Source organism: Saccharomonospora sp. (genome assembly GCF_027317685.1).
In the GTDB taxonomy this organism is placed as follows: domain Bacteria; phylum Actinomycetota; class Actinomycetes; order Mycobacteriales; family Pseudonocardiaceae; genus Saccharomonospora.
In genome coordinates, this window is record NZ_DAHVQP010000022.1 from 20,452 (window position 1) to 34,272 (window position 13,821).

Below are 13,821 nucleotides of genomic sequence, written 5' to 3' on the forward strand. Positions count from 1 at the left end.
GGGGAGGAGACCTCATGGTGAAGGTCGCTGCGCGGCGGCGACTACGGCGTTCACCCAATCGTGTGGCGGCGATACTCGGTGTCACCGTCGTAACGGGCTCGGCGCTGGCTGCCTGCGGGGCGGACGACGGGATGCAGATCAACGTCTACTACGCCCCCGAGGACAACTTTCAAACAGTTGTCGACAACTGCAACACACAGGCGAACGGCCGCTACGAAATCGTCTATCACAAGCTCCCTCGGGACGCCGACGGCCAACGTGAACAGATGGTCCGCAGGCTCGCGGCGGGCGACACGTCGATGGACGTCCTCGGGCTCGACGTCACCTGGGTGCCCGAGTTCGCCGAGGCCGGCTGGGTCGAGGAGTGGACCGGCGAGAACAAGGCCGAGGCCGAACGAGACGTCCTGCCGGGTCCGCTGAAGACGGCGCAGTGGGACGGCAAGCTGTATGCCGCGCCGAAGAACACCAACGTGCAGCTGCTCTGGTACGACGACCGGATCACCCCGGAGCCTCCCCGCACGTGGGAGGAGATGATGGAGGCCTCGCGACAGCTGCGCGAGCAGGGCAAACCGCACGAGATCGTGTTCACCGGCGCCCAGTACGAGGGCCTTGTCGTGGTGTACAACTCGATCACCGAGTCGGCGGGTGGCCGCATCCTGTCCGAGGACGGCGAATCGGTGGTCGTCGACGAAGGCGCGGTCCGGGCGTTGGAGATCATGAAGGAGGTCAGCTCCACCGGGCTCACCGACCCGTCGCTGACCAACCAGCAGGAGGACGAGGTCCGGCTCACGTTCCAGCAGGGCAATGCCGCGTTCCAGTTGAACTGGCCGTTCGTCTACGCCTCCTACGCGGCGGAGAAGCCCGAAGAGCTGCAGCACATGAAGTGGGCCCCCTATCCGGGGGTGGGCGATGAGGACTCCGGACGCAGCACCATCGGCGGCTACGACCTCGCGGTCAGCTCCAGCTCCCAGCACAAGCCGGAGGCGTTCGAGGCCGCGCTGTGCCTGCGTAGCGCGGAGAACCAGAAATTCTCGGCGTTGATGGACGGTGTCCCGCCCACCATCGAGTCGGTCTACGACGACACCACGCCGCTCGACCCGTCGAAGCCGGCGGATCCCGACGACAACCCGACGATGGAAATGAAGTACCCGATGAAGGACGCGATTCGGGACGAGCTGAAGGACGCGGCCGTGCGACCGCTGACTCCGGCCTACCAGAACCTGTCCATCGTGATGGCCAAGGTGCTCTCGCCGCCCGGGGAGATCGACCCCGAGCAGACCGCGCTCGAACTACGCGAGCAGCTCGACGAAGCGCTGAGCTCGAAGGGCGTGATCCCATGAGCGACACGGCAGCGAGCCCGACGGCCACCGCCGGACCGGCGACGAAGGCCGAGACGGGCAAGCGCGGCAAGGCCCCGATGAGCGAGGGCAAGCGTGCGGAACGCAGGCTCGGCCTGTTGCTGGTGGCTCCCGCTGCGATCGTGATGCTGGCCGTCACCGGCTATCCGATCCTGTACTCGATCTGGTTGTCACTGCAGCGCTACGACCTCCGATTCCCGGACGATCGGGAGTTCGTCTGGTTCGACAACTACGCCGCTGTACTCACCAACTCGTACTGGTGGACGGCGTTCGGCGTCACCATGCTCATCACCGTGGTGTCGGTGGCCATCGAGTTCGTGCTCGGCATGGCGCTGGCTTTGATCATGCACCGTACGTTGGTCGGCCGCGGCCTGGTGCGCACGGTGACACTGATTCCGTACGGCATCGTCACGGTGGTGGCGGCGTTCTCCTGGTTCTACGCGTGGACACCGGGGACCGGATACCTCGCCAATGCGCTGGCGCCGGACGGCGCACCACTGACCGAACAGGGCCCGTCGCTGGCGATCATCATTCTGGCCGAGGTGTGGAAGACGACGCCGTTCATGGCTTTGCTGCTCATGGCGGGTCTGGCGCTGGTGCCAGACGACCTGCTCAAGGCGGCGTCGATGGACGGGGCGAACGCGTGGCAGCGGTTCACCAAGGTGATGCTGCCGGTGATGAAGCCGGCCATCCTCGTGGCCTTGCTGTTTCGCACCCTGGACGCGTTCCGCGTGTTCGACAACATCTTCGTGTTGACGAACGGCGCCAACGACACCTCCTCGGTGTCGATGCAGACCTACAACAACCTGATGAAGGGGCTCAACCTCGGCATCGGCTCCACGATGGCCGTGTTGATCTTCATCGCGGTGGCGATCATCGCGTTCATCTTCATCAAGGTGTTCGGTACGGCCGCACCGGGCAGTGACCGGGAGGGGGAGCGCTGATGGCTGTGTCCGGTCTGGGCACGTCCACCGCCGCACGTAAGGCGCGGTGGGCCTTGGTCGACATCATCGTGGTGGTCTACGCACTCGTGCCGGTGCTGTGGATCGTCTCCCTGTCGTTCAAGACGAAGGAGACGTTGGCCGACGGCAACTTCATTCCGCGGGAATGGACGCTCGACAACTACAAGGAGATCTTCGCGACCGATGAGTTCATCCGACCGTTGATCAACTCGATCGGTATCGCGCTCATCGCGACGGCGATCGCCGTTGTCCTCGGCATGATGGCGGCGTACGCGGTGGCCAGGCTCGATTTCCCCGGCAAGAAACTGCTTGTCGGAGTGTCGTTGCTGATCGCCATGTTCCCGCAGATCTCCCTGGTGACCCCGCTGTTCAACATCGAACGGGAACTCGGGCTGTTCGACACGTGGCCGGGGCTGATCCTGCCGTACATCACGTTCGCGTTGCCGCTGGCGATCTACACGCTGTCGGCGTTCTTCCGCGAGATCCCGTGGGAGTTGGAGAAGGCGGCGAAGATGGACGGCGCCACGCCGGGTCAGGCGTTCCGCAAGGTGATCGCGCCGCTGGCCGCACCGGGCGTGTTCACCTCGGCGATCCTGGTGTTCATCTTCTGCTGGAACGACTTCCTGTTCGCCATCTCGCTGACGTCCACGGAGGCGTCGCGGACGGTGCCCGCCGCACTGTCGTTCTTCACCGGTGCCTCGCAGTTCGAGGACCCGACCGGAACCATTTCGGCGGCAGCGGTGGTGATCACCATTCCGATCATTCTGTTCGTGTTGTTCTTCCAACGACGCATCGTCGCGGGGCTGACCTCCGGTGCGGTGAAGGGTTAGACAATGGCTGAGATCGTGCTCGACAAGGTGACCAAGCGGTTCCCCGACGGAGCCCTCGCCGTGTCGGAAATGGACATCCACATCGAGGACGGGGAGTTCGTGATCCTCGTCGGCCCGTCGGGCTGCGGTAAGTCGACGGCGTTGAACATGATCGCGGGGCTGGAGGACATCACCTCCGGCGAGCTGCGGATCGACGGCGAACGCGCCAACGAGAAGACGCCGAAGGACCGCGACATCGCCATGGTGTTCCAGTCCTATGCGCTCTACCCGCACATGAGCGTGCGGGAGAACATGGCGTTCCCGTTGCGTCTGGCCAAGGTGGACGAGGCCACCGTGAAGCAGAAGGTGGAGGAGGCCGCGCGCATCCTCGACCTCACCCAGCATCTGGACCGTAAACCGTCCAATCTGTCCGGTGGGCAGCGGCAGCGGGTGGCGATGGGGCGTGCCATCGTGCGTAACCCCAAGGCTTTCCTCATGGACGAGCCTTTGTCCAACTTGGACGCGAAGCTGCGGGGGCAGATGCGCACGTCGGTGTCGAGGCTGCAGAAGAAGCTGGGCACCACGACGATCTACGTGACCCACGACCAGGTCGAGGCGATGACGTTGGGCGATCGGGTCGTGGTGTTGCGCAGTGGCGTGGTGCAGCAGATCGGCTCACCGCAGTTTCTCTACGACCACCCGGTCAACCTGTTCGTGGCCGGGTTCATCGGCTCGCCGTCGATGAACTTCGTGCCCGCCACACTCGAGAACGGGGCGCTCAGCAGTGCGTTGGGTACCGTCGAGCTGTCCGACCGGGTGCGCAGGTTGGCCGAGCGGGCGAACGCCCCACGCGAGGTCATCATGGGAATCCGCCCCGAACATTTCGAGGACGCCTCGCTCGTCGAGGAAGGACATCGCCGTGGCGGTGCCACGTTCGACGCCACGGTGGACGTGCTGGAATCGATGGGTTCGGAGAAGTACGCCTACCTCACCAGGGACTCCGAGCCGATCACGACCGCCGGGCTCACCGAGCTCGCGGCCGACTCCGGTGCCTCCGGCGTCCCCGACGCGGGTTCCGCCATCGTGACCCGGCTTTCCGCGGCATCGGAGGTCCGCGAGGGCGGCCGGGCGCAGGTGTGGTTCGACGTGGACAAGATCCAGCTGTTCGACCCGGACTCGGGTAAGAACCTCACTTACGAGGGATGACGCCGTATGCGTGTCCGCAGCCTGCGAACACGGCTACGCAGGCTGCGGACACGGCTGCACGATTTTCTCTCACCCTCCGTGGAATGCGTACTCGGGATTCAGCGCGATGATGGCGACGACCACGACCAGCCAGGTGAGTGCGCCGACCAGCGCCCAGAACTTCAGATTGGTGAGCATGCGGAGCATGACGTCCTCCTAGCCACGCGGTGAAGACAGGGATTAGAGCCAGCGGTTCTTCCGGAATATCCGGTAAAGCAACAGACAGAGAGCGAGGATCACTCCGAGAGTGATCGGGTAGCCGTACTTGAAACTCAGTTCGGGCATGTAGTCGAAGTTCATGCCGTAGATACCAGCGATGGCGGTGGGCACGGCGATGATCGCGGCCCACGCCGTGATCTTGCGCATGTCCGAGTTCAACTGCAGGGTGAGCTTTCCGAGGGTGGCGTCCACCAGCGTGGTCAGCAGTTCGTCGAAGGCCGCCACCCGGTCGGACACGGTCGTGACGTGGTCGTGCACGTTGCGGAAGTACGACCGGATCTCGTCGGGAATGAGCCAGGTGTAGCCCTCGGAGAGCCTGCGCAACGGCCGGGCCAGGGGCAGTACGGCTCGGCGGAGTTCCAGCACTTCGCGTTTGAACAGGTAGATCTGTTCCGAGGTGATGCGTGTGCGGGGCGCGAAGACCTCGGTCTCCATCTCGTCGATGTCGTCCTCGATGCGCTCGGTGACGACGAGGAAGTGGTCGACCACGTGGTCGGCGATGGCGTGCAGCACCGCCGCCGGCCCGGGGGCGAGACGCTCTGGGTCCGCGTCGAGCTCCCTGCGCAGGTGGGTCAGCCCGGCATGGTTTCCGTGGCGCACGGTGATGATGAAGTCGGAGCCGAGGAACGCCATCAACTCGCCGGACTCGACGATCTCGTTGGCGGTGGTGGGCGAGTCGTGTTCGACGTAGCGGATGGTGCGGAACACCATGAACAGCGTGTCGTCGTAGCGTTCCAGCTTCGGCCGCTGGTGCGCGTGCACGGCGTCCTCGACGGCGAGTTCGTGCAGGCCGAACGTGTCGGCGATGCCTTGGATCTGCTTCTCGTCGGGTTCGTGCAGGCCGATCCACACGAAACCCTCACCGCGTTTGCGGACCTCGGCGATGGCGTCGGTGTGGGACCACTCGCCGGGAAGTCGCACACCGTCGACGTAGACACCGCAGTCGACGACACAGGCGGAGGTTCGTGTTTCCTGCGGCGCGCGGCGGCCGTTGTGGAAGGCGCGACCGTGAGCCCGGGTGCGCAGGTTACCGAGGGAAGGAATGGCGGACATGGAATCTCCTGGCTGTGACGTCGCGGACTAGGACGACAGGCACATGCCGGCGATCCCGCCTGGGCGTGCGGCGCTCGGACGTGTTCTACCGCGGCGGCATCACGTCGGCCCCGAAGGCAGGAACGCCGGCAGTACTAGGGAGCGGACTATCGCCACTGCTCATTGCGTCCTCACCTCCTCGGAGTCGACGGACGGACCCCGCGCGGGTAGGCCGATCGTTCTTCGCCAGAGATCCCACCGCGCCAACAGACGAGGATACCTCTTACAGCGGTTCGCCGTCGGCGCAGGGCGGTGCGACGCGGGTGAAAAGCGTCATGTGTGACGAGTGAACGACACACGCGTCGGGGCGCGATCAACGGTTACGGTGGAGCCTGTCTACGTCCGCTTCGTCGCTGCAGCGGCGGGGATGACGTGGATGACGTGATGACATTTGCGCGCCTCGCCTCAAGGACGGACATGACTTCGAGTCTGGAAACGATCCGCGAACGGCTGCGTCGGTTCGCCGACTACGAAGCGACGGGGGCTTCGCCTCTGTACGAACATCTGGCGGCGCAGGCCGCTGCCGACGACGACGTGGCCTCGCTGTTGGCGGCCGCCTCCGGAAACGACGCGCAACCGACGCTGTTGCTGGCGGCCGCGCATCGCTTGCTCCAGGCGGAGCCGATCCATCCGCTGTCGCGGTACTACCCGTCGTTGGGTGGTCTGGACGGGCCGGACACGCAGACGTGGCCGTTGTTCCGAGAGTTCGTCCTCGATCGTGCCGAGTCGATGCGTGAGCTCGTCACCACCCGGTTCACTCAGACCAACGAGGTGAACAGGGCGGCCGTGCTGTTCCCCGCCGTCGCTTCGGTGGCCAAGCGGGTGCGCGGCCCGATCGGTCTGCTCGAGGTGGGGTGCAGTGCCGGGTTGCTGCTGGGCATGGACACCTTCGCCTATCGCTATCAGTGCGACGGTGGCGAGCAGGTATCGGCGGGGCCTGCGAAGGCCGCGGTGGGACTGCACTGCGCGCTGTCGGTGAGTGAGGGGGCGAAGTTCCCGACCCTGCCGAAGAAGATGGCGGTGAAGGCCCGCGTGGGGCTGGACCGCTCACCGGTCGACGCCTCCGACGAGGACGAGCTGGCGTGGTTGGAAGCCTGCGTGTGGGCCGATCAACCGGACCGGGTCCGGCTGCTGCGTACCGCGGCCGCCGCGCAGAGCCGGTGGCGTCCGGAGTTGGTGACCGGTGACGCCGTGGACGACCTGGCGACCGCGGCCGCGCGCGTGCCGGAGGAGTTGCCCCTCGTGGTCTACACCAGCCACACCTTGCCCTATTTGTCGGAACCACGCCGGGAGGACTTTGTGGCGGCGCTGCGGGAGCTCGCTGGACATCGTCCGCTGTGGTGGGTGGCGATGGAGAACTACGAGGCAGGACTGAACCATGTGCTGCCCGGTCGCGACGAACTCGCCTATGCCACGACGGGACGGTCCACGTTGAGTGTGGTCTCGTTCGACGGGCGGCGGATGAGCGCCGAGTTCGAGGCCACGGCGGTGCCGCACGGCCAGCGCATGACGTGGTCGGCACGGTGATCGTCGAGCGCCTGCGGCGTGACCTTCGCCGGGTTTTCGACGGCTCCGGCCGTTTCTGAAGGACCTCAGACGGTCTCAGGCGGCCTCAGAGGGAACTCAGGAGGGACTCAGGGGTTCAAGTGAGCTTCGGAGGTTTCCAGCGGCGCTCAGTTGCGAGGTAGCGCGTTCCAACCTCGGAGGGTCTCGGCGAGGTCCTCGGTGAGGTGGCCCGACTCGTCCAGGTTCGTGAATTCGGCCGAATTCACCCATCGGGCATCGTCGGCGTCGTCGCCGGGGTGCAGCTGTCCACCTTCGACCGTGCACGTGTAGTCGTGGATCTCGTACTGCCCTCGGGTGAGGGTGCCTGCGAGGGTGAGCGGCCGTACCGTGAGGCCGGTTTCCTCGCGGAGTTCCCTGACGACGGCGGCTATGTCGCTTTCGCCGGATTCCACTCGACCGCCAGGTAGAGACCACAGTCCTTTCCCCGGAGGGCGGCCTCGCCGGATGAGCAGCAGTCGGCCCGTCGAGTCGAATACGATCCCACCGACACAGCGCACGGTGGCCGCCAAGGTCTGTCCTCCCGTCGTTCGACGTACACGCCGAGTGTTGCACATCACTCAGTACGGTTACGGTACGTAGTCAAAGATAATTATCTTTGCAGAAGGCTGACCCAAGCGCAGGACTTTGCTGCCGTAACGGAGCGCAGTGAGGTACAAACTTAGTGGCACCAAGCCGTGTACAGGTCTGCACTTCGAGAGACGGGATTGATCGCCGTGAACGCGAAAAAGCTTGCGACGTTCGCCGGTGTCGCGTTGGTCCTCTTCTTCGTGATCGCCCGACCAACGGAGGCAGCGGGGTTCGTTGACAGCATCATCACCGCGCTGCGCGATGCCGCCGAAGCGGTGATCACGTTCGTCAGCAACGTTTTCAGCTGATCGACGGGTAGGCTGCGGCCATGTTCGCGCCTCGCGATCCAGACGAGTACCTGCTCGACACCGAGCGCCGGGTGATCAGGGTCCGGCGGCACTGGTCCTGTCTTATCTGGCAGACGTTCGAAGCCGTCGCCCTGATCGCCGTGTGCGTGATGATCTCGTACATCCTGCCGCCGGCCATGTGGCTACTGCAGAACGTCCTCTGGTACGCCGCGCTGTTCCTCGTGCTGCGCTTCGCCTATCAGGTGATCGAGTGGTGGGTCGAGCGCCTCGTCGTCACGGACAAACGGTTCGTGATGACCAAGGGCGTCTGGACCACGCAGGTGCTGATGATGCCGATCACGAAGGTCACCGACCTGACCTACGAACGCCCGTTCCTCGGTCGCATCCTCGGTTACGGGACCATGATCGTCGAGTCGGCGGGTCAGATCCAGGCACTGAACCGCATCGAGTACCTGCCGAAACCCGAGGAGTTCTACGACACGATCTCCGAACTCGTCTTCGGCGACAAGCAGAAGAAGGCCGAGCGGTTCTCGATGATCAAGGCTCAGCGTGCGGCTCGCCGCCGAGGCAAGGTGGCCGGCTGACACACACGGACGTGTGCGCTGGACAATAGTGGATGTGCGCATCGACCTGCATACCCACTCGGCCGTCTCCGATGGCACCGACAGTCCTACGGAACTCGTCCGTCTGGCGGCCGAGTCCGGCCTCGATGTCCTCGCCCTGACCGACCACGACACCACCGCGGGATGGGCGGAGGCCACCGAGGCGTTGCCGCCGGGCCTGAGTCTGGTGCCGGGCGCCGAGCTGTCGTGCGAGGCGGTGTCCGCCGACGGATGGAAGGTGTCCGTCCACGTGCTGGCCTACCTGTTCGACCCGGCCGCTCCCGCTCTGGTGGCGGAGCAGCGCCGCCTCCGACAGGAGCGGCGGGAGAGGTTGCGGGCGATGGCCGACCGGATGGCCGCGGACGGTCTGCCGGTCGATGCCGACGAGATACTGGCCGGGTTGGCGCCCGACGCGCCCGCCGGTAGGCCGCACCTGGCGCGGGCGCTGGTGCGGGCCGGTGTGGTCGAAACCGTGAACGAGGCGTTCGACCGCTTCCTCGGCTCCGGACGCGGTTACTACGTGCCGAGGACGGACACGCCCGTCGAAACGGCTGTCGACATGATCGCCGAGGCGGGTGGGGTGACGGTGCTGGCGCATCCGTTCGCGGCCTCGCGCGGACCGGCGCTGTCGGAGGAGACGATCGCCGCGCTCGCCGAACGTGGCCTCGCCGGAGTGGAGGTCGACCACCCCGAACACGACCTCTCGGCACGGGAACGGCTGCGGTCGCTGGCCGACGAACTCGGTCTGATCCGCACCGGTTCCAGTGACTACCACGGCACGAACAAGACGATCTCCATCGGGCAGGAGACCACGGACCCGGAACAGTTCGAGGCGCTGCTGGAGCGTGCGGGTGGCGCGTCGTTGCGGACCGGCGTACGCAGGGCGGTTCCGTGACGGCCGCGGTGTTCGACACGACGCTGTTCCTGGAAGCCTCGATCACCCTGCTGGTGATCATGGATCCGCCCGGCACCGTTCCGGTGTTCCTCAGCCTGGTCGGGCGGAAGTCGCCCGCCGCGAGAGCGAAGGCCGCTCGGCAATCGGTCCTGGTGTCGTTCCTGGTCGTCACCTTGTTCGCGGTGGCCGGGGAGTTCATCCTGGCCTACCTGGGCATCGGTATCCACGCGCTGCAGGGCGCGGGCGGGTTGCTGTTGCTGCTCGTGGCGCTCGACCTGCTGACCGGCCGGGGGAGTTCGCAGCCTGAGGCGGCCGAGGACGTCAACGTGGCTCTGGTCCCGTTGGGCACGCCTCTGCTGGCGGGGCCGGGGGCGATCGCGGCGACGATCGTGTTCGTCCGGCAGACGGAAGGGGCTCTCGACGGGTACACGGCGCTGGGAGCCGCCATCGTGGTCGTGCACCTGGTGCTGTGGGCCTGTATGCGGTTCTCCGGTGTGTTGATCAAGGTGGTGCGCGAGAGCGGCATCACGCTGCTGGCCAAGATCGCCGGTCTGTTGCTGGCCGCGATCGCCGTGGATCTGGTGGCCGACTCCGTCCGCGGGTTCATCGAGGGGGCGTGACATGGAGCAGCTCGGATTCGACTTCGGTATCGAGCCCCGGCCGCTGATCAAGGTGACGCCGGCCCGGCTGTCGCTTTACGACGACTGTCCCCGCCGTTTCCGCCTGACCTACCTCGATCGGCCCGCGCCACCGCGCACGGGGCCGTGGGCGCACACCACGCTGGGCGCGGTGGTCCACAACGCGTTGAGGGAGTTGTTCACGCTCCCGGTCTCGAAGCGCACTCCCGAGCGGGCCGAGACGCTGGTGAGCCGGCATTGGCGCAGCGGGGGATTCGCCGACGCCGTGCAGGTGGCCCGGTACGCCGAGGCCGCCCGTCGCTGGGTCGCCGACTACGTGGAACAGCACGGCGCCGATGTCGATCCGGTCGGGGTGGAGCGGTGGGTGTCGGCCACGGTCGGCAGTGACCCGGCGTCACCGTCGCTGATCGTCGAGGGCCGTGCCGACCGCATCGACGATCGCGACGGCGAGCTGGTCGTGGTCGACTACAAGACGGGCCGGACCCCACCGAGCGACACGCATGCGCGGCGGTCCCGCGCTCTGGCGCTGTACGCCGCCGCGGCGGCGCGAACCCTGCGTAAACCTTGTTCGCGCGTGGAACTACACCATCTACCCACAGCCACCGTCGCCGTCGCCGAACACACCGACGCCGACTTGACCGAACACGTGAGAAGGGCGGAGGAGACCGCCACCGCGTCGCACACCGCGGCCGACAGGCTTGGCCGAGGGGACGATCCCGATCGGCTCTTTCCCGCGCGGCCCGCGCCTCGGTGCGCCTGGTGCGAGTTGCGTTCCAGCTGCCCCGAGGGGCAGCAAGCGGCGCCGGCGGCACGCCCGTGGGACTTGCTGGCACCGACGACGTGACAACGATTGGCGGAAGAGACACATGGCAGAGCCGGAAACGGTGGAGTTGACCGTGCCGACATCGTCTCCGGAACCGGTACGGGCGCGGATACCCGTATGGCGCGGCATCACCGGCTCCTGTGTGGCCGGATGGGTGCTGGTGCTCCTCGTGCTGTTGGGCGCGCAGGTTCTGGCGTGGACGAACGACGGTGAGGGTCCGGGCGCGTACTCCATCGTGGGGCACCTCATCGGTGTGGCGCTCGCGGGAGCGGCACAGTACCGGGCCGAGCGGAGCAGTGGTGTACGCGCGGGAGCGGCCGGAGCGGCCGTCGTGGTGGTGACCGCGATGATGTTGTGGTTGTTCTGGTGGTCGTGAGGCAGCGGCGCCGTCCCTCGCCTCACCGTTTTCTCACTACTCGCCCAACCAGGAGTGCCAGCGGGGCAGGAGTTCCCGCAGCAGCGCGTCCGGGGCCTCCGTGTTCGGGGAGTGCGCCGCGCCGGGGATGGTGACGAACTCCACGCCGAGCCGCTGCGCCATGTCCCGCTGGCTCGGCACGCTCCAGGCGTTGTCGTGCTCGCCCGCCACCACCGCGGCCGGTATGTCGTGTTCGCGCAGTGCGTCCGCCAGGTCGGGGACGAGGTCGGGTTCGTGCCGTAGGCCGTCGGCCATGCCCAACAGACACGCCGCCTCGGTCGCCACGAACCGTTCCCGTAGGAATGCGTCCAATTCGGGTGAAGCGGTGAAACGGTGCGGGGACAGTTGTGTGTCCAGCTGTTTCCGCACGGCATAGCAGGCCTCCACACCCTGGGAGCGCAGCAGCTCCTCCCCGCTGTCCAAGGCCGTGTGCCGGGGCCCGGGTGGGAGGGCGGCGGGGCCACTGCACAACAGGGTCAGCCCCGCGACCGGCGCACCCGCCAGCACGGTGGCGCGCGCGACTAGACCACCGTAGGAGTGGCCCAGCAACAGCACCGGACGTTCCGTGGCCAGGCCGGTCACCAGCTCGGCCACGACCTTGCCCAACTGCGCCGGGCCGTAGGCCGACTCGTCGTCGGGACCGGAGGACTCGTGCTGGCCGGGGAGATCGATCGCCACCGGAAGGATCGCCGCTTCGGCGATGCCGTCCAGCAGCGGAGCGAAATCCTCCTTGGAACCGGTGTAGCCGGGAACGAGAACCGCCGTGGCGATGGGGTCGTTGGGACGCGGACCCTCCAGCGCGGCGATGGGACCGTGCGTGCCGGGTAGTTCCACGCGGGCGGCCCCGTGCGGACTCAACTGAGAAAATCCGTGCATCCGTTCGAAACTCATCTCAGTGCTACTAGCGTCCGTCCACGTTGTTCGAGCAGAACCGGGCCCGTCGCCTCCAGCTCGACCGGCCCGTCGTGGCCTCGGCGATCCACGGCCACCGTTCGGGTCGTGGCGCCGGTGCGCTCGTCGAGTACCGCGAGCCCACCGGGGATGGGCACGACGTACTCCCCGGCGAACACCGTACCCGGGCCGAGGGTGTTCTCGGCGGTCCAACGCGGTCGCAGCTCGTCCGCCGACAGCGCCACGGTGCGCGAACCGGTGAACCAGTACACGTTCTCGCGGCCGGTCGAGGTGGGCACCACGCCCGACTCCGGGACGGCGGCGAGCTCGTCCGTGGGCACGGCGAGGTCATGAACGTCCTGTTGCCTGCCCTCGTAGTCGAACACGAGCAACCGGCGTCGCTTCGGCAACGCGACGGCCACTCGTTCCTCCGACATGGCCACGAGCTGGGCGGACATCTCCGGCAGTAGCGCGCTGAACACCTGTTCGGGCTCGTCGGCTTCCTCGCCCGCGGCCTTCAGGACGGTCAGGCGCGCCCCTGTCTCCTCGGGGCAGTGCTCGATCACGCCGACGTTGTCGGCCCCGGCGGCCACGTTCGAGTACCGGCACCCCGTTCGCGGTTGTCGTTCCGGGTTCTCCGGCGCGGGGACTCGGCCGTACTCCATGGTCCGCACCAGGTCGCTGCGCCAGGTGTTGAGCAGCCGTTCGCCGGTGGTGGTCACGTGTGCATCGTCCACGACGAGCCGAGTGGGTGCTTCGGCGTCGCCGTTGCGCTGGGCCGTTCTGTGCCCCGTACGGGGGTCGAGCTGCGTGACCTCGCTACAGCCGAGACTCTTGCGGTAGACGGCCACCGCCTTCGACCAGGCGCCCGCGACCGTGCACAACGCCAGGTCCCGGGAATAGCTCCACCGGACCTCGCCGGTCAGCGGGTCGCGGCCCGCGACCGTGCCATCGGAGCCGGTGACCACGAACCCGCCTTCGGCGACCGGTTCGGGCGTGGCCTCGCTGGGGGAGCGCCACCGTTCCGCGAGGCTGCCCGGCACGGCCTCCGGCGTAGCCAGTCGTGGCGGCGGCACCGACGTCGTGTGTTGCTCGGTCGCGCGGCTGTCGCTGTTCAGCCAGACCACCACGCCCGCGGCGATGCACACCACGGCCAGGGCCACGGCGAGAACCCGGTCGCGAGGGCGATTCCAGGGGGAACGGCGCGAGGGCCGCTCGGCGGGCGGCTGCTCGGCAGCGTCGGCGTCGGTGCTGGCGTCGGTGTCGCCGCCGTCGTTGCCGCCGTTGTCGCCGTTGTCGACCTCGCCGACCTCGCCGCCGGGACGGACGTCCGTGGACGCGAGCACATCCTCGGTTCCCGGCGGATGCGCGGGCGCTGCGGGGCTGTGCTCGCTGGGCCGCTCGCTGGGCCGATCGGGCGGGGTGCTCACG

General features: G+C 67.1%; 15 protein-coding genes. 11 read left to right on the forward strand and 4 right to left on the reverse strand.

The annotated features are described in order from the left end of the window. Positions 1–14: 14 nt before the first annotated feature. Genes M7H19_RS01760 through ugpC form a run of 4 tightly spaced genes read left to right on the forward strand, consistent with a single transcriptional unit; the run spans position 15 to position 4,335 of the window. On the forward strand, positions 15–1,340 hold the full coding sequence (locus tag M7H19_RS01760; RefSeq protein ID WP_298176211.1) for an ABC transporter substrate-binding protein: 1,326 nt from the start codon (positions 15–17) through the stop codon (positions 1,338–1,340). After that, on the forward strand, positions 1,337–2,302 hold the full coding sequence (locus M7H19_RS01765; protein ID WP_298176214.1) for a sugar ABC transporter permease: 966 nt from the start codon (positions 1,337–1,339) through the stop codon (positions 2,300–2,302). The genes M7H19_RS01760 and M7H19_RS01765 overlap by 4 nt, the downstream gene beginning before the upstream one ends. Then, a complete protein-coding gene (locus M7H19_RS01770) occupies positions 2,302–3,150 on the forward strand; it encodes a carbohydrate ABC transporter permease (protein WP_298176217.1) in 849 nt (282 codons plus the stop codon). Before M7H19_RS01765 ends, M7H19_RS01770 begins: the two co-directional genes overlap by 1 nt. 3 nt (positions 3,151–3,153) lie before the next feature. After that, positions 3,154–4,335 (forward strand): sn-glycerol-3-phosphate ABC transporter ATP-binding protein UgpC, encoded by a 1,182-nt coding sequence (ugpC, locus tag M7H19_RS01775; protein ID WP_298176219.1) that lies wholly within the window; start codon positions 3,154–3,156, stop codon positions 4,333–4,335. 219 nt (positions 4,336–4,554) lie between these two features. Here ugpC and M7H19_RS01780 read toward each other — a convergent pair whose 3' ends face one another. Then, on the reverse strand, positions 4,555–5,646 hold the full coding sequence (locus tag M7H19_RS01780; protein WP_298176220.1) for a magnesium and cobalt transport protein CorA: 1,092 nt from the start codon (positions 5,644–5,646) through the stop codon (positions 4,555–4,557). A 456-nt stretch (positions 5,647–6,102) separates the two neighbouring features. Between M7H19_RS01780 and M7H19_RS01785 the strand changes: the two genes are divergently transcribed. Beyond that, a complete protein-coding gene (locus tag M7H19_RS01785) occupies positions 6,103–7,212 on the forward strand; it encodes a DUF2332 domain-containing protein (protein ID WP_298176222.1) in 1,110 nt (369 codons plus the stop codon). Between the two features lie 146 nt (positions 7,213–7,358). Here the strand turns inward: M7H19_RS01785 and M7H19_RS01790 are convergent, their stop codons facing one another. Further along, a complete protein-coding gene (locus M7H19_RS01790) occupies positions 7,359–7,805 on the reverse strand; it encodes an NUDIX domain-containing protein (RefSeq protein WP_298176225.1) in 447 nt (148 codons plus the stop codon). 150 nt (positions 7,806–7,955) lie between these two features. Here M7H19_RS01790 and M7H19_RS01795 point away from each other — a divergent pair, with 150 nt between their 5' ends. Genes M7H19_RS01795 through M7H19_RS01820 form a run of 6 tightly spaced genes read left to right on the forward strand, consistent with a single transcriptional unit; the run spans position 7,956 to position 11,460 of the window. Next, positions 7,956–8,126 carry a hypothetical protein gene (locus M7H19_RS01795; RefSeq protein WP_298176425.1) on the forward strand — a complete coding sequence of 57 codons (171 nt, stop codon included), beginning with the start codon at positions 7,956–7,958 and terminating at the stop codon, positions 8,124–8,126. Positions 8,127–8,146: 20 nt separating this feature from the next. Continuing rightward, on the forward strand, positions 8,147–8,710 hold the full coding sequence (locus tag M7H19_RS01800; protein WP_298176228.1) for a PH domain-containing protein: 564 nt from the start codon (positions 8,147–8,149) through the stop codon (positions 8,708–8,710). A 25-nt stretch (positions 8,711–8,735) separates the two neighbouring features. Next, positions 8,736–9,623: a PHP domain-containing protein gene (locus tag M7H19_RS01805; protein WP_298176409.1), complete on the forward strand. Its 888-nt coding sequence runs from the start codon at positions 8,736–8,738 to the stop codon at positions 9,621–9,623. Further along, positions 9,620–10,243 carry a MarC family protein gene (locus M7H19_RS01810; protein WP_298176230.1) on the forward strand — a complete coding sequence of 208 codons (624 nt, stop codon included), beginning with the start codon at positions 9,620–9,622 and terminating at the stop codon, positions 10,241–10,243. The genes M7H19_RS01805 and M7H19_RS01810 overlap by 4 nt, the downstream gene beginning before the upstream one ends. Position 10,244: 1 nt before the next feature. After that, on the forward strand, positions 10,245–11,105 hold the full coding sequence (locus tag M7H19_RS01815) for a PD-(D/E)XK nuclease family protein (protein WP_298176233.1): 861 nt from the start codon (positions 10,245–10,247) through the stop codon (positions 11,103–11,105). Positions 11,106–11,127: 22 nt separating this feature from the next. After that, entirely contained in the window at positions 11,128–11,460 is a 333-nt protein-coding gene (locus tag M7H19_RS01820; RefSeq protein ID WP_298176236.1) for a hypothetical protein, read from the forward strand. A gap of 36 nt (positions 11,461–11,496) precedes the next feature. On the opposite strand, the gene M7H19_RS01825 is transcribed toward M7H19_RS01820, so the two are convergent. Further along, on the reverse strand, positions 11,497–12,390 hold the full coding sequence (locus tag M7H19_RS01825) for an alpha/beta hydrolase (protein WP_298176238.1): 894 nt from the start codon (positions 12,388–12,390) through the stop codon (positions 11,497–11,499). Beyond that, on the reverse strand, positions 12,387–13,820 hold the full coding sequence (locus M7H19_RS01830; RefSeq protein ID WP_298176241.1) for a PQQ-binding-like beta-propeller repeat protein: 1,434 nt from the start codon (positions 13,818–13,820) through the stop codon (positions 12,387–12,389). Before M7H19_RS01830 ends, M7H19_RS01825 begins: the two co-directional genes overlap by 4 nt. Position 13,821: the final 1 nt, after the last annotated feature.